Raw genomic sequence first — 15,958 nt, 5'->3', positions numbered from 1 at the left:
GTGCGGAACAGAGAGGACGGCGCCACCGTGGCGAACGGCGAGAGCACCGAGGACAAACTCCGCTACTTCCTGAAGAAGGTGACGGCCGACCTCCGGCAGACCCGTACACGGCTGACGGAGCTGGAGTCCGTCGCGGGCGAGCCGGTCGCCGTCGTCGGCATGTCGTGCCGCTACCCGGGCGGTGTCGGGTCGGCGGACGGGCTGTGGCGGCTGGTCCTGGAGGGCCGGGACGCGATGTCGCCCTTCCCGGCCGACCGGGGCTGGGACCTGGACTCGCTGTACGACCCGGACCCGGACGTGCCGGGGACGACGTACAACCGCGAGGGCGGGTTCCTCGACGAGGCCGGGCACTTCGACGCGGCCTTCTTCGACATCGCGCCTCGTGAGGCCCTCGCCATGGATCCGCAGCAGCGGCTGCTGCTGGAGACCGCGTGGGAGGCGTTCGAGCACGCGGGCATCGACCCGACGGCGCTGCGGGGCAGCCGTACGGGGGTGTTCATGGGCACCGGCCAGCAGGACTACGCGGCGCTCGTGCGGCGTGCCCCCGAGCTGGAGGGCTATCTGATCGGCGGTCTCGCCGCGAGCGTCCTGTCGGGGCGGCTGTCGTACTTCTTCGGCTTCGAGGGCCCGGCGCTCACCGTCGACACGGCGTGCTCGGCGTCGCTGGCCGCCCTGCACGTGGCCGTGCAGTCGCTGCGGCGCGGCGAGAGCGAACTGGCCCTGGCCGGTGGCGCGACCGTGATGGCCGGGCCCGGGATGTTCACCGCGACGGCCCGTCAGCGCGGTGTGGCGCCCGACGGCCGCTGCAAGGCCTTCGCCGCCGCCGCGGACGGTACGGGCTTCAGCGAGGGCGCCGGTGTCCTCGTCCTGGAGCGGCTGTCGGACGCGCGGCGCAACGGGCACCGGGTGCTGGCCGTCGTCCGCGGCTCCGCCGTCAACCAGGACGGTGCCTCCAACGGCCTCACCGCGCCCAGCGGCCCCGCCCAGCAACGGGTGATCCGGGCGGCCCTCGCCGACGCGCGTCTCACCCCGGCCGACGTGGACGCGGTGGAGGCGCACGGCACCGGCACCACGCTCGGCGACCCGATCGAGGCGCAGGCGCTGCTCGCGACGTACGGCCGGGAGCGTGAAGAGCCCCTGTGGCTGGGCTCGTTCAAGTCGAACGTCGGACACGCGCAGGCCGCCGCTGGTGTGGGCGGCGTGATCAAGATGGTCATGGCCATGCGCCACGGGGTGCTGCCCGCGACCCTCCATGTCGACGCGCCGACCCCGCACGTGGACTGGTCGGCGGGCAAGGTGGAGCTGCTGACGGAGCGGCGGGAGTGGCCCGCCGCGGACCGGCCCCGCCGGGCCGCCGTCTCCTCCTTCGGTGTCAGCGGCACCAACGCCCATGTGGTGCTGGAGCAGGCGCCCGACGAAACCCCGCGGCCCTCCGGCGGGACTGTCCTCGCGCCGGTAGTCCCGCTCGTCCTCTCCGCCCGCGACAGCGTCGCGCTGCGCGCCCGGGCCGAGGGCCTGGCCGCGGGCCTCGACGATCTGCCGGACGTACGCGAGGTCGCGCACGCCCTCCTCACCCAGCGGGCCGCCCTGGACCACCGCGCGGTGGTCCTCGGCACGGACCGGGACGAACTCCGGGCGGGACTGGAGGCGTTGGCCACCGGCGCCGCCGCTCCCGGGGTGGTCACCGGGCAGGGCGGCTACGAGCGCCCGGTGTTCGTCTTCCCCGGCCAGGGCTCCCAGTGGATCGGCATGGCCACCGAACTCCTCACCACCTCCGAGGTGTTCGCCCGCTCCATCGCCGGCTGCGAGGCCGCACTCGCCCCGCACGTCGACTGGTCGCTCACCGAGTTGCTGTGCGGCGGGGAGCGGATCTCCCGCTCCGATGTCGTCCAGCCCGCGCTGTTCTCGGTGATGGTCTCCCTCGCCGCCCTGTGGCGCTCCCTCGGCATCGAACCCGCCGCCGTCATCGGCCACTCCCAGGGCGAGATAGCCGCCGCCGTCGTCGCCGGAGCACTCACCCTCCAGGACGCGGCCAGGATCGTCGCGCTGCGCAGCCAGGTCATGCGGGCCGTGTCCGGGAAGGGCGGTCTGGTGTCCCTGGCCGTGTCGGCGGAGCGGGCCGAGAAGCTGATCGCGCCCTGGCAGGGGCGGATGTCCGTCGCCGTCCTCAACGGCCCGGCGGCCACGGTCGTCGCCGGAGAACCACGGGACCTCGACGACCTCGTGGCCCTCTGCGAGGAGAAGGAGATCCGCGCCCGCCGGATCGACGCCGACTACGCCTCCCACTCCCCCTACGTCGAACCGGTCGAGGACGACCTCGTACGGGCCCTGTCGGGCGTCACACCCCGTGCGAGCGCCGTCCCGTTCTACTCGACGGTCACCGGCGAACTGCTGGACACGAGCGGTCTCGACGCCGCCTACTGGTACGCCAATCTGCGGCAGCCGGTTCGTCTGATCGACGCGGTGCGCACCGCGTTCGCCGAGGGGCACACGGCGTTCGTCGAGTGCAGCCCCCACCCGGTCCTCACGCTCGCCCTGGAGGCCAACGCCGAGGAGGCCGAGCGCGATGTCTTCGTCACCGGCACCCTCCGCCGTGACGAGGGCGGCTGGCCGCGTGTGCTGGCCTCCGCCGCGCAGGCCCACGCCCATGGACTGCCCGTGGACTGGAGCGGGTTCACGACACCGCCCGGCCGGGTCCTGGACCTTCCGTCCTATCCCTTCCAGCGCAGGCGCTACTGGGTGGACGCGGGGCCGGCGGACACCGTCGCCGCGCATCCGGGCGCCGTTCCCGCGTTCGCCCCGGCGGGCGCCGGCCAGGAATCCGGGGGCGGTGCCGAGGGCACGGACCTGGCCCGCCGGCTCGCCGGGCTGGGCGAGGCCGACCGGAGGCAGCTGCTGCTGGACGTGGTGGTGGAGGAGGCCACGGCCGTGCTGGGCCATCAGAGCCCCGTCGCGTCCGACCGCACCTTCGACGAACTCGGCTATGTCTCGATGACGGCGGTGGAGCTGCGCAACCGGCTCCGCGCCGCGACCGGGACACGGCTGCCGGCGTCCGTCGTCTTCGACCACCCGACCCCGCGGGCCCTCGCCGGGCATCTCCTCGACCGGCTCTCCGGCGGCCGGGAAACGGCACCGGTCGTACGGCCCGACGCGCCCGTGGACGACGACCCGATCGCGATCGTCGCGATGGCCTGCCGCTACCCCGGCGGCGTACGGGGGCCGGAGGACCTGTGGCGGCTGGTCGCGGACGGCACCGACGCGATCTCGTTCTTCCCCGAGGACCGGGGCTGGGACGTGGCGGCGGTCTACGATCCCGACCCGGAGCGCGTCGGGCACACGTACACCCGCGAGGCCGGTTTCATCGACGGCGTCGACCGCTTCGACGCCGCGTTCTTCGGCATCAGTCCCCGTGAGGCGCTCGCGATGGACCCGCAGCAGCGGCTGCTCCTGGAGACCTCCTGGGAGCTGTTCGAGGACGCCGGCATCGACCCGACGACTCTGCGGGGCAGCCGTACCGGCGTCTTCGCGGGCATCAGCGGGCAGGACTATCCGACGCTGGTGGCGCGGACCTCCGCACGGCAGGGCGTCGAGGCCTTCCTGATGACGGGCGCGGCGGCGAGCGTGCTGTCCGGCCGGGTCGCGTACACCTTCGGTCTGGAGGGCCCGGCGGTGACCGTGGACACCGCCTGCTCGTCGTCGCTGGTGGCACTGCATCTGGCGGCGCAGTCGCTGCGGGCGGGCGAGTGCGAGATGGCGCTGGCCGGCGGTGCCACGGTGCTGGCCACGCCGGAGGCGTTCATCGGCTTCAGCCGGACGCGGGGGCTGTCCCCGGACGGCCGGTGCAAGCCCTTCTCGGCCGACGCCGACGGTACGAGCTGGGGCGAGGGCATCGGGCTGGTGCTGCTGGAGCGGTTGTCCGACGCCCGGCGCAAGGGGCACCGCGTCCTGGCTCTCGTCCGCGGCACCGCCACCAACCAGGACGGCGCCAGCAACGGGATGTCCGCGCCCAACGGCCCCGCCCAGCAGCGCGTCATCCGTCAGGCCCTGGCCAACGCCGGGCTCTCCCCCGCCGACGTGGACGCCGTGGAGGCGCACGGCACCGGCACGACCCTGGGCGACCCGATCGAGGCACAGGCACTGCTGGAGACGTACGGGCAGGACCGACCGGCCGGGCGGCCGGTGCGGGTGGGGTCGGTGAAGTCCAACATCGGCCATACGGCGGCCGCCGCCGGTGTGGCCGGGGTGATCAAGATGGTCAAGGCGATGGAGCGGGGCTCGCTGCCGCGCACCCTGCATCTCACCGAGCCGACACCCCACGTGGACTGGTCCGCCGGTGCACTGGAGCTGCTGTCCGAGGCGGTGCCCTGGCCGGAGAGCGGCCGGCCCCGGCGCGCGGGGGTGTCCGCGTTCGGCATCAGCGGCACGAACGCGCACGTGATCGTGGAACAGCCGCCGGAGCAGGAGAACACGGCGGAACCCGTGACCGATGGCGCGCGGGCCGAGGCCCTCGCGGGGGCGGGCGGGCCGGGGCCGTTGCCGTGGCTGCTGTCGGCGCACAGCGCGACGGCCCTGCGGGAGCAGGCGGAGCGGCTGCGTGAGCATCTGTCCGCGCGGCCCGGAACGGATCTGACCGCCGTGGCCGGAACGCTGGCCCTCTCCCGTGCCGCGCTGCCACACCGCGCGGTGATCGTCGGCGCCGGCAGCTCCGCCCTCGACGCGGGCCTCGCGGCCCTGGCTTCGGGCGGTTCGGTGCCCGGTCTGGTGCGCGGTACGCCCGCCACCGGCCGCCTCGGCTTCCTGTTCCCCGGCGAGGGCGGCCAGTTCCCGGGCATGGGCCGGGAGTTGTACGAGCGGTACCCGGTCTTCGCGCGGGCGCTGGACGAACTGTGCGCCCTGCTGGACCGCGAACTCGCCGCCGAGGACGGCGCGGCCGGCCCCGGGCTCCGCGAGATTCTCTTCGCCGAGGCAGGCGCCCCGGCGGCGGCCCTGCTGGACGAGGCCGCGCACGGCCAGGCCGCGCTGTTCGCCGTAGGCGCCGCGTCCTTCTGGCTGCTCCAGTCCTGGGACGTCGTCCCGGACGTGCTGGGCGGGCACGCGGTCGGCGAACTGACGGCCGCCTACGCGGCGGGCGTGCTGTCGGCCGAGGACGCCTGCCGGCTGGTCGCGGCACGCGGACGGCTGCTGCGGACCGCCTCCGGGCCGGACGACCGGGCCTCGCGGACGACCCCCGGCGAGGCCGGCCGATCGTCCGAGGAGGGCGGCCCGGCCCTGTCCGGCGGCGCTGCGGAGGAGTTCGCCCGGGTGGCGGACACCCTGGACTTCCGGCCGCCGCGCATCACGCTGGTGCCGGGCGGCGCGGCCGGGGAGGTGAGCACGGCCGCGTACTGGGTGGGCCGGGTGCGGGAGCGGGCCGGTGCCCCCGAGGTCGTGGGCGCGCTGCTGGACGCCGGGGTCGGCACCGTGGTCGCGCCGGGCGCGGGCGGGGTGCTGACGGCGCTCGTCCGGGACGCGGCGGCCGAGCGCCCCGGCCCGGCCGTCGAGGCGGTGCCGCTGCTGCGGCGCGACCACCCGGAGGCGCGGAGCGCGTTCGAGGCGCTGGCCCGGCTGCATGTGCGCGGGGTGCGGGTCGACTGGTCCGCCGCCCTGGACCTCCCGGCCGCCGTTCATGTCGACCTCCCCACGTACGCGTTCCAGAGCCGCCGGTTCTGGCCGGACGGCACACTCCCGGCGGCGGGCGCCACGACGGGCGCGACGCCGGGCGGCGCGGACGGGGAAGGGCCGGCCGACGGCGCGGCGGCCCTGCTCCACGCGCGTCTGGCCCCCCTCACGGCCGAAGCCCGCACGGACGCCCTGCGCGCCCTGGTCGCCCGGCAGGTCGCCACGGCTCTCGGGCACACCGACACCACCGACGTCCAGGCGGCGTTCGGCCTCCCGGAGCTGGGCATCGAGTCCGTGATGGCGGCGGAGATCCGCGCCCAGCTCCAGACGGCCACCGGAGCCCGGCTCCCGGCCACGGCCCTCTTCGAACACCCCACGCTCGACGGGTTCGCCGCCCATCTGCACACCGTGCTGGTCACCGCCGCGCTGCTGCCCCCGCCGGGTGACGAGGAACCCGGGGAGACTCCCGCCCCCACGCCCGGTGCGTCCGAGGCGTCCGGTGCGGGCGTCCTCGCCTCGCTGGGCGCGCGGGCCGCGCAGGACGGCCGTTTCGCCGAGTTCACCGTGTTCCTCCAGGACACCGCGCGGTTCCGGGAGACGTTCGACGCGGCGGACGTGGAGGCCGGGCGGGTACGGCGGCCTGCGCCGGTACGGCTGACGCGTGGCGGCGACGGGCCCGCGCTGGTGTGCTTCCCCTCGTTCGCGGGCAGGTCCGGCGCCCATCAGTACGCCCGGCTCGCCGCGGGCGCGCGCGGCGAGCGGGACGTGTGGGTGCTGCCCGCGCCCGGCTTCGTCACGGACGAACCGCTGCCCGCCGACCTCGACGCGCTGGTCCGGCTGCACGCCGCCGACGTCGAACGGTGCGTGGACGGCGGGCCCTTCGCCCTCCTCGGGCACTCCGCCGGAGGCTGGCTCGCCGACGCGGTGACCGCCGAACTGGTGCGCAGGGGCAGGCACCCCGTCGCCCTGGTCCTCCTCGACAGCTACGCGCCCGGCAGCCCCGTACTGCCGCACATCGGGCAGTACATCGGCCGCGGGATGGCCGAGTCCCCCGCCGAGGGCGCCGCCGCCCTCCTGGACGACACCGTGCTGACCGCGATGGGCGGGATCGCCCGGGTCTTCCGGGACTGGCACCCGGCCGGCATCGACGTGCCCGCCCTCCAGGTCCGCGCGACGGAGCCGCTGCCGGAGCCCGGGTCCCCCGCGTCCGGCTGGCGGGCGCGGTGGCCCGGCCGGCCCGCGCCCGTCGAGGTGGACGTGCCCGGCGACCACTTCACGATGCTCACCGAGCACGCCGCGACCACGCTCGACGCGGTCCGCGCACACCTGACGCGCCTGACACGCCCGCCCCGCTGAAGCGTTGGCCTCCCGTCATCACCTCCCCCCTCCTCCCCCCTCCTCCCCTCCTCCCCTCACCCCCTCCTCCCTCTCCCCCTCCCCTGCTCTCGTCAGACTCCGGAAGGACACCCCCGATGCCCACCCGCTGGTACCCGGTCGAAGCGGCCGACGACGCGCTCCTCTCCTCCGCGTCCCTCTACATGACGCGTTCCGTCGAGATCCCCTACCCGGCCGAGGAGACCTGGGCGGCGCTGACCGACGACAGCGGTCCGGCGCACTGGACGAAGGGCGTGAAGCGGCTGACCTGGACCTCTCCCCGGCCGTTCGGGGTCGGCACGACCCGGGAGGTGGAGACGCTCGGCGGCTTCGTGCTGCGGGAGCGCTTCTACCGCTGGGACGAGGGGCACCGCAAGACGTTCACCGTGGTCGCGAGCACCCGGAACCTGTTCCGGCATCTCGTGGAGGACTACGTCGTCGAGGCCACGCCCGACGGCTCCCGGCTCACCTGGCAGTGGGCCGGTGAGCTGAACCGCCCCTGGTCGTACCTGAAACCCGTGCTGAAGCGGCTCGTCCTGGAGCCGACCGCCCGCTCGCACATCGACGGTCTGCCCGCCCACATGGCGGCCATGGCCGCCGGCCGCTGACCCCCGACCGACCGAAGCATCAGCAGGAGAGCAGGAGAGGACGCACATGTGTGGGATCGTCGGCTGGATCGCCTTCCAGCGTGACCTGGAGAAGGAACGCCCCACCCTGGACGCGATGACCGCGACCATGGCCTGTCGCGGCCCGGACGCCGGGGGCACCTGGGTCTCCCGGCACGCCGCCCTGGGGCACCGCAGGCTGTCGGTCATCGATCTGGAGGGCGGTGTCCAGCCCATGACGGTGGACACCCCCGAGGGCCCGGTGGTGCTGACGTACAGCGGTGAGGCGTACAACTTCCGGGAGCTGCGCGACGAACTGCGGCGCCGGGGCCACGCGTTCCGCACCTCCAGTGACACCGAGGTCGTCCTGCGCGGCTATCTGGAGTGGAGCGAGGAGGTCGCCGACCGTCTCCTCGGCATGTTCGCGCTGGGCATCTGGGACGGCCGGAAGGACCGGCTGATCCTGCTGCGCGACCAGTTGGGCATCAAGCCGCTGCACGTGTACGAGACCGAGGACGGCGTGCTGTTCGGCTCGGAGGCCAAGGCGGTCCTCGCCCATCCCGCCGTGGAGGCCGTGGTGGACGCGGACGGCTTCCGGGAAATGATGGGCTACGTCAAGGAACCGGGCCGGACGCCGTGGCGCGGCATACGGGAGGTCCGGCCGGGCACGATGCTGATCGTCGACCGGGGCGGGGTGCGCGAGCGGGTCTACTGGCGGCTGGAGGTGGAGGAGCACCGCGACGACACGGAGACGACCGTACGACGGGTCCGTGAGCTGCTGGAGGACAGCGTCGAACGGCAGCTGGTCGCGGACGTGCCGCTGTGTCTGCTGCTGTCCGGGGGTCTGGACTCCAGCGCCCTGACGGCCCTGGCCGCCCGGAAGCTGGGCGAGGAGGGCAGGCGGGCCAGGACGTTCACGGTCGACTTCGAGGACGCGGACGGCTTCCGCGGGGACGAGTTCCGTACCTCGCCGGACGCCCCGTTCGCCCGCGAGGTCGTGGACCATGTCGGCACGCTGCACACCGACATCCGGCTGGACCACCAGCAGCTGGCCGACCCCGAGGTGCGCCGGGCCGTGATCGCGGCCCAGGATCTGCCGTTCGGCTTCGGCGAGGGCGACAACTCCCTGTATCTGCTGTTCAAGGCGATCCGCGAGCACTCGACGGTGGCCCTGTCCGGTGAGTCCGCCGACGAGACGTTCGGCGGCTACCCGTGGTTCCACGTCCCCGCCGTGCAGCAGACCGCGATGTTCCCCTGGCTGACGGCTGCCCAGCCCGCCAGGACGTACGACCGTGAGCTGACGCTCGACACCCTGGACCTGCCCGGCTTCTGGGCGCAGCGCTGGTCCGACACGGTCGCCCGGGTGCCGGTCCTGCCGGGCGAGGACGCGCACGAGCGCCGGATGCGCGAGTTCTGCTATGTCCATGTGACCAACTGGCTCGGCACGCTGCTGGCCCGCAAGGACCGGATCAGCATGGCGGTCGGGCTGGAAGTGCGGGTGCCCATCTGCGACCACCGGCTGGTGAGTTACGTCTTCAACACTCCGTGGTCGATGAAGACCTTCGACGGCCGGGAGAAGAGCCTGCTGCGGGCCGCCGTGCGCGACACGATGCCGGCCTCGGTGGCGGACCGGGTCAAGGCGAGCTACCCGCTGACCCAGGAGCTGGGCTACCTCGCGGAGGTGCAGCGGCAGGCCGGTCAGCTGCTGGCGGACGACCACCGCGCGGTGGAGTTCTTCGACCGGGAGACCCTCACCGGGGCCGTGCACGGGAAGCCGGAGACCATGACGCGGGACGGGCGCGACGCCATCGAGCGCGTCCTCGACCTGGCCGTCTGGTTCGACCTCTACCGCCCGACGGTCAAGCTGTCCTGACGGACCGGCATCCGACAGCGGACCGCCGCCGGGGCTCGGCCCCGGCGGCGGTCCGCTGTCGGTGCGGGGTCAGACGGCGGTGGCCGGGTGCGGCTCCTCGTCGGACTTGGCGAGTGCCAGCAGTGTCGTGCGGACCTCGCCGGCCAGCTCGCGCATGAACGGCCGGCTGAAGCAGGCGGTGTGGTGCGGGAGTTCGATGCCGAGGCGGCCGTCGAACGTCGCGACGCAGGCCATGACCGGGCTCCGGCCGGCCTGCGGGAAGTAGTTCTCGCGGGCGGGCGCGAGCCGTACGTCGGTGACGCGCGTGCCCTCGGGAAGGCGCGGACCGGGCACGGGGCCCATGTTGGTGACGATGACCGTGCCGAGGTGGAGGGTCGGATGCGTCCGGGTCGACGGCATGATCCGCGTCTCCTGGAAGTGGGCGCCGCGGTCGAGGAAGTCCCGCAGGCCGTCGCCGACCTCACGCGCCAGCTCCAGTACGTCGCTCTCCTGCCCGACGGGCAGGATCTGCAGATGCATGGTGACCGCGGCGACGATGACGGTGGCGGGCACCGGCGGGGACAGACGCGAGCGCAGATCGACCGGGGACAGACAGCCCAGCGGACGCGGGCCGGCGTCGCCGTCCAGGCGCCGGCGGGCCGCGAGCAGCACGGCGGCACTGATCAGACTGTGCACGGACACGCCTTCCGCGCGGGCCCGTTCGCGCAGCCGCGCGGTCTGTCCGGTGTCGAGCAGCAGCCGCCGGACCTCGATGCGGTGGGGTTCACCGGGCGTGGCGCCGTGGGGTTCGCCGGACGCGGCGGGCGCCGGCTTCACGTCGTACGGGACGAGTTCGGCCGGGTGGCGGCCGATCTGCTCCACCCGCTGCTCCAGGTGCTTCTCGGTGTCCGCCGCGTCCGAGGGGGGCAGCAGCGTGCTGACGGGGTCGGGGAACCCGGCCACGGGCGGGAGCGGGGCCGGGGTGCCACCCATGCGCTCCCGGTAGCGGTCCCAGATGGTGTTGAGCAGGGCGACCGCGCTGTGTCCGTCGGCGATGACGTGGTCGATGCTCAGATACAGGGTGTGGCGCTCCTCGCCGGGGTCGGTCACGAGGACCGCCCGGGTCAGCGGTCCGCCCACCGTGAGCGGGGTGTTGAGCTCCTCCGCGTACACCTCCTCGCCCCCGGTGCGCACCCGCAGCCGGGGCCGCTCGGCCTCCGGGAGGAGTTCGAGGGCGTGGCCGTCTCCGTCTCCGTCGCCGTCCGGGACGATGCGGGTCAGGAGCAGCGGCTGCTCCGCGGTGACGGCGTCGAACGCCGCGGCCAGGACCGCGGGGTCGACGGGACCGTGCAGAGCGCAGGAGAGGAGCGCCCGGCTTCGCTGGGCGACGTAGATGTTTTCCACGGGGCATAGCGCGCGTCGCATGGGAACAAGCCTTTCTGGGGAGACGGACGCCCGATCGGTCGCCTGTCCGGTCATCGGTCCGGTCACCGGTCCAGCAGTGCGGCGATCGCTCTCGGGGTGGGATTGCGGTACATGTCGCGGGTCCGCGGGGGCGGCAGGCCCTTCTCCCGGAAGACGGCCGACAGACGGGTGGCGAGCAGGGAGTTGCCGCCGATGCCGAAGAAGTCGTCGTCGGGCCCGACGGTGAAGCCGAACACCTCGCTCCAGGCCGAGCACACCAGGGCGAGCGGCCCGTCGGGCTCGTCCGCCCGGGGGCCGGAGGGTCCGTCCGCCCGAGGCCCGGAGGGTCCGTCCGCCCGACGGCCGGACGTCTCCTCGGCGGGGCGGGCGTCCCCGGCCGAGGCGGGCCGTGGCGCAGGGAGCTTCGCGGCGTCCAGCTTGCCGTTGAGCGTGCGGGGGATCTCGGACATCGGCGTCCAGGTGCTGGGCAGCATGTACTGCGGCAGGACCTTGGCGGCACGTTCCCGCACCTCCGCCGTGCCGTACGCGGTTCCCGTACCGTCCCGGAAGATCAGGTAGGCGTCGAGCCGGAGACCGCCGGCGTTGTCGGGGCCGGGGATCACCACGGCGTCGGACAGGGCCGGGTCCTCCAGCAGGACGGCCCGTACCTCGTCCGTCTCGATGCGGTAGCCGCGGATCTTGACCTGGCTGTCCAGCCGCCCCAGGTGCTCGATGCGGCCGTCGGGCAGCAGCCTGCCGCAGTCGCCGCTGCGGTACACGCGGCCACCGGTGGCCGGGTCCTCGACGAAGCGCTCCGCGGTGAGTTCCGGGCGGCCGAGATAGCCGAGCGCCACCCCGGCTCCGCCGACGTGGATCTCGCCCCGCACGCCCCGCGGAAGCAGCCGGCCCCCGCTGTCCCGGACGGTGACGCTCCAGCCCGGCAGGGGTCGGCCCACCGACCGGTCACCGTGCAGGATCTCCGCGCGGGTCACGGTCTGGGCCGTGACATGCACCGTGGTCTCGGTGATGCCGAACATGTTGACGAACCGGCACCGCGACCAGCCGTCCTCGTCCAGGCAGGGCCGCAGGACACGGGGGTCCAGCGCCTCCCCGCCGAAGACGAGCAGCCGCACGGACACCGTCCCGACGGCCGCGCCGGGCCGGTGGAGCCGGACGAGTTCGCCGAACGCCGAAGGCGTCTGGTTCAGCACGGTGACCTTCTCCGCCACCAGCAGTTCGAGGAACGCCTCCGGTGACCTGGCCGCGAAGTACGGCACGAGCACCAGCCGTCCTCCGGTGAGCAGACAGCCCCAGATCTCCCACACGGAGAAGTCGAACGCGACCGAGTGGAACTGCGACCACACGTCACGGTCCGAGAACCCGAAGTCCGGGCGGGTGGCCTCGACGAGCGCGGTGACGTTCCGGTGCGGGACGGCCACTCCCTTCGGCTGGCCGGTGGTCCCGGAGGTGTAGATGACGTAGGCCGGCCGGCCGGGGTCGGTCCGGTCGGTCACCGGGGTGGGCGGTCGCGCGTCGGCGCGCAGCGCCAGGTCGGCCACGGACACCGTGCGGACCGAGGGGATGCCGGGGTCCGAGGTCTCCTCGGAGCCGATCACCAGGCGCAGACCGGCGTCCTTCGCCGTGTAGGCGAGCCGTTCCACGGGATAGCCGACATCCATCGGGACGTACGCCGCGCCGCTCTTGAGGACGGCGAGGAGCACCACCACCAGATCGGTCGAGCGTTCCATGCAGACCCCGACGCGGTCCCCGCCCTCCACTCCGAGGTCCCTCAGCGCGTGGGCGAAGCGGTTCGCCCGCTCGTCCAGCTGCCGATAGGTGAGTGTCTCCCGCTTGTGGCCGACCGCGACGGCGTCCGGCTGCGCGGCGGCGACCTCCTCGAACGCGCGGTGGACACAGCGGGGTTCGGCGTCCAGCGGGCCGCCGTCTCCCAGCGCGCGGATCGCGGCGTCCTCATCGCCGTCCAGGAGACCGAGGCGGTCCACGGGTGTCGCGGGCGGCTCGTCGAGCAACTGCCGGAGGGCCCCGGCCAGATGCCGGCAGAACTGCTCCACCAGTTCTCGGCCGTGGCGGCTCTCGTCGAAGAGGCACACCGCCTGCGGCCCTTCGGCTCCCTCGGCTCCCTCGGCGAGCCAGTGGATCACGAGGGGTGCGCCGGGCCAGGTGCCAGGGAAGTACGCCACCTCGTGAGCGAGGCCCGGGTCGGGGCTCGCCCCGTCGAACGCCACGGTGATCCGCGACGGCTCCCCCCGCTCGTGGCCGCCCCGGGACTCCCGCGGGGCGCCGCCGGACCGGTCGAGGTCGTCGAGGGCGGTCCGTGCCCGCGCGAGCAGCTCACCTGTCGTGCCGGCCGCCGTCAGCGTCAGCGGTACGGCGTCCTCCGTCGCGCCCAGTACGGCGGTGCTGCGGTGGCGGCGCCGGACGACGCCCACGGTCACGTCCGTACGGTCGAGATAGCGCATCGCCGTGTGGGTGACCGCGGCCAGCTGGGCGGCGCGCAGCTCGGCCGCGTCCGGTGCCGGGCGGTGGTCGGCCGGGGCCGGGGGGACCGTGAAGCGGTGCGCCGCGCGGCTGCCGGGGGCGCCTCCGGCGCGGGCCGCCGGATCGGCACCCGCCCCCGCGTCGGCCCGGGTCCTCTCGTCGCCGTCCGGTCGCGCGGCCGGGAGGTCCCACCACAGCCGTGGCCCGGAGCCGTCGGCGACGGCCCGGGCGACCGAGGTGAGGGAGGCCCCGTCGAGGCACGAGCGGGCCGCGGTGAACACGAGCTGGTCGCCGTCCTCGCAGCGCAGGACCACGAGACGCACCGGCGGCGGGCCGAACCGGGGTACGGGTCGCAGCAGTTCCCGGTGGAGTGCCTGGACCGCCCGGGGGTCGTCCGACCGAAAGGGCACGTTCTCCAGCCACACGGCCCCGGGTTGCCGTACGGCCGGGCGGAGGTCCCGCTCCTCGGACGCGGGGCACCCGGCGAGGACGTCCCGCAGGCGCTCCGCGAGGATCTCCGGGGTCACGCGCGGGCCGCCGCTCAGGACGACCGCGTGCTGGTCGAGGGGCCTGGAACGCTCGGTGGGCGGGAGGGCGGCGTACGACTCGTAGGCGGTCAGGACCGCTGACATCTGGGCTCCCTGTCTGGGCTGCCGCGCCGGTGTGCGGGCTCGATCGGTGGGGTGCGCGTGGCGTGCCGCCGTGGCTACTTGGCCGTGAATCCGCCGTCCACGGTGACGACGCTGCCGGTGACACCGCGCGAGCCGTCGCCGACCAGCCACAGCACCGCTTCGGCGACGTCGCCCGCCTCGACCAGCTCGTTCGTCGGCTGGGCCTGGACGAAGATCTCCTCGTGCTCGGCGACGGGCACGTCGAGGGACTTGGCGATCTCGGAGAGCATCCGCCCTTCGAGCCCCGGGTCGTCCCGTACCGACCCGGGGCACACCGCGTTCACCCGTACCTTGAGCGGCGCGAAGTCCAGGGCGGCGGCCCGGGTCAGGCCGATCAGTCCGTGTTTGGCGGTGACGTAGGCGGCGAAGTCGCGGTAGCCGACGAGGCCCGCGGTGGAGGAGATGTTGACGATGCTGCCGGAGCGCTGGCGGGTCATCACCTCACCGGCGGCCCGGGTCATGCGCCAGGCGCCGGAGAGGTCGACGTCCAGCATGACGCTCCACTCGTCCTCGCCGATCTCGTGGACCACCTTGCCGGAGGGGGCGGCGATACCGGCGTTGTTCACGACGGCGTCGAGGCGTCCGAAGCGCGCGACGGCCGCGGCGACGGCGGCCTCGACGGCGCGGAGGTCACGGATGTCGGCCGGGCAGGAGAGGACGGCGGCACCGTGCGCGCGGCACAGCTTCTCCGTGTGGGCCAACTGTCCCTCGGTGCCGAGGGGGTAGGGCACGAGGGGGAGGTCGTCGGGGACGTCGACCAGCACCAGGTCGGCGCCGGCGGCGGCGAGGAGTTCGGCGCAGGCACGGCCGATGCCCCGGGCGGCGCCGGTGACGACGACCGTCTTGCCGCGCGGGCTCATGCCCACGCCTTGAGTTCGTCGTCGATGAGCTTGAGCAGCGGCCCCGGGTACTCGGTCAGGTACATGTGGCCGCCGGGCAGTTCCTCGAAACGGGCCCCGGACCGGGTGACCGTGGCCCACTCCTGTGCCTGCCCGGCCGAGACCAGGGTGTCGTCGAGGCCGCGCAGGGAGGTCAGGGGCACGTCGAGCGGGCCGTCCGCGCCCGGGACGTACGCCTCGTGCAGCTCCACGTCGGCGCGGAGTGCCGGCAGCAGGAGTTCCAGCAGCTCCGGGTCCTGGAGGGTGGGGTGGTCGTACCCCGCGAACTCGCGTACCCGGGCGAGGAATTCGTCGTCCGGGAGGCCGGTGGCTCCGGCCTCGCGCCGGGTCGTGGGGCCGGCCGAGCCGCTGACGAAGAGATGGGCCACCGGAGTTCCCTTCACCTCACGCAGATGACGTGCCATCTCGTAGGCGAGCACCGCTCCGAAACTGTGGCCGAAGAGGGCCACCGGGCCCGCCGCCAGGTCCGGGTCCGCGAGGAGTTCACCGGCGAGCGACTCGACCGCGGTGCGGACGTCCGGGAAGGGCGGATCGTCCAGGCGCCGTTCCCGGCACGGGAGTTGGACGGGGTGGACGCGGGTGGCCTTGAGGTCGTAGCGCTGCCAGGGGGTGAAGAAGCTCGCGCCTGCTCCGGCGAAGGGGAAGCACAACAGCGGGACGGTCATGGTGGGCATGGCTCCTGTCGGTCGCCTGTACGGGCTGTCGGTCGGGGGTGTGGGGTCCGCGGGCGACGGGTGGTCCGTACGGCAGGCACGGCGGCCCGGTCCGCGATGCCCTCCGCTCGGTGCGAGGCCGGTCCGAGGCCGGTTCGACGCCACGTGCCCGCTGCGGCGCGCGAGGCGCCTTCACCGTGCGCGGGCCTGCTCGAACGGCTCTGGAGCCTGCCTGGAGACGGCCGGGCGCGTGCCCCGGGGCAACCCGGGTCGCCCCCGCACCGACGCCCGGGACCGCCCCCTCCACCCGCCCCTGCACCGGTTCTTGACCGGCGCTCTAGCC

General features: G+C 74.3%; 6 protein-coding genes and 1 pseudogene. 3 read left to right on the top strand and 4 right to left on the bottom strand.

All coding sequences use genetic code 11. From position 1 onward, the window contains the following. Positions 1-69 precede the first annotated feature (69 nt). From J8M51_RS31405 to asnB, 3 genes and pseudogenes are all read left to right on the top strand, one after another. Positions 70-6,963 (top strand): annotated as a pseudogene (locus J8M51_RS31405) (type I polyketide synthase); the annotation flags it as partial. 167 nt (positions 6,964-7,130) lie between these two features. Beyond that, positions 7,131-7,640, top strand: coding sequence for an SRPBCC family protein (locus J8M51_RS31400; RefSeq protein WP_216591833.1), 510 nt, complete (start codon positions 7,131-7,133; stop codon positions 7,638-7,640). Positions 7,641-7,686: 46 nt separating this feature from the next. Further along, positions 7,687-9,510, top strand: a complete 1,824-nt coding sequence (gene asnB, locus J8M51_RS31395; protein WP_256966307.1) for an asparagine synthase (glutamine-hydrolyzing) — start codon at positions 7,687-7,689, stop codon at positions 9,508-9,510. A gap of 69 nt (positions 9,511-9,579) precedes the next feature. On the opposite strand, the gene J8M51_RS31390 is transcribed toward asnB, so the two are convergent. The 4 genes from J8M51_RS31390 to J8M51_RS31375 all read right to left on the bottom strand — a co-directional run bounded on the left by J8M51_RS31390 (position 9,580) and on the right by J8M51_RS31375 (position 15,636). Next, positions 9,580-10,893, bottom strand: a complete 1,314-nt coding sequence (locus J8M51_RS31390) for a phthiocerol/phthiodiolone dimycocerosyl transferase family protein (RefSeq protein ID WP_406707628.1) — start codon at positions 10,891-10,893, stop codon at positions 9,580-9,582. An 83-nt stretch (positions 10,894-10,976) separates the two neighbouring features. Further along, the gene (locus J8M51_RS31385) at positions 10,977-14,024 is read right to left on the bottom strand and encodes an amino acid adenylation domain-containing protein (protein ID WP_267299626.1); all 3,048 of its coding nucleotides are present in this window, start codon (positions 14,022-14,024) and stop codon (positions 10,977-10,979) included. Between the two features lie 74 nt (positions 14,025-14,098). Next, positions 14,099-14,923 (bottom strand): SDR family oxidoreductase, encoded by an 825-nt coding sequence (locus J8M51_RS31380; RefSeq protein ID WP_267299625.1) that lies wholly within the window; start codon positions 14,921-14,923, stop codon positions 14,099-14,101. Continuing rightward, the gene (locus tag J8M51_RS31375; protein ID WP_398857208.1) at positions 14,920-15,636 is read right to left on the bottom strand and encodes a thioesterase II family protein; all 717 of its coding nucleotides are present in this window, start codon (positions 15,634-15,636) and stop codon (positions 14,920-14,922) included. Before J8M51_RS31375 ends, J8M51_RS31380 begins: the two co-directional genes overlap by 4 nt. Positions 15,637-15,958: the final 322 nt, after the last annotated feature.

This window comes from Streptomyces griseiscabiei (assembly GCF_020010925.1).
Classification (GTDB): Bacteria; Actinomycetota; Actinomycetes; order Streptomycetales; family Streptomycetaceae; genus Streptomyces; species Streptomyces griseiscabiei.
This window is presented reverse-complemented; position numbering and strand designations above follow the sequence as displayed.

Bases quoted from the DNA above. Each gene is read 5' to 3' on its own strand.
- J8M51_RS31400 (WP_216591833.1), top strand. From the start codon at position 7,131: ATGCCCACCCGCTGGTACCCGGTCGAAGCGGCCGACGACGCGCTCCTC.
- asnB (WP_256966307.1), top strand. From the start codon at position 7,687: ATGTGTGGGATCGTCGGCTGGATCGCCTTCCAGCGTGACCTGGAGAAG.
- J8M51_RS31385 (WP_267299626.1), bottom strand. From the start codon at position 14,024: ATGTCAGCGGTCCTGACCGCCTACGAGTCGTACGCCGCCCTCCCGCCC.
- J8M51_RS31380 (WP_267299625.1), bottom strand. From the start codon at position 14,923: ATGAGCCCGCGCGGCAAGACGGTCGTCGTCACCGGCGCCGCCCGGGGC.
- J8M51_RS31375 (WP_398857208.1), bottom strand. From the start codon at position 15,636: ATGCCCACCATGACCGTCCCGCTGTTGTGCTTCCCCTTCGCCGGAGCA.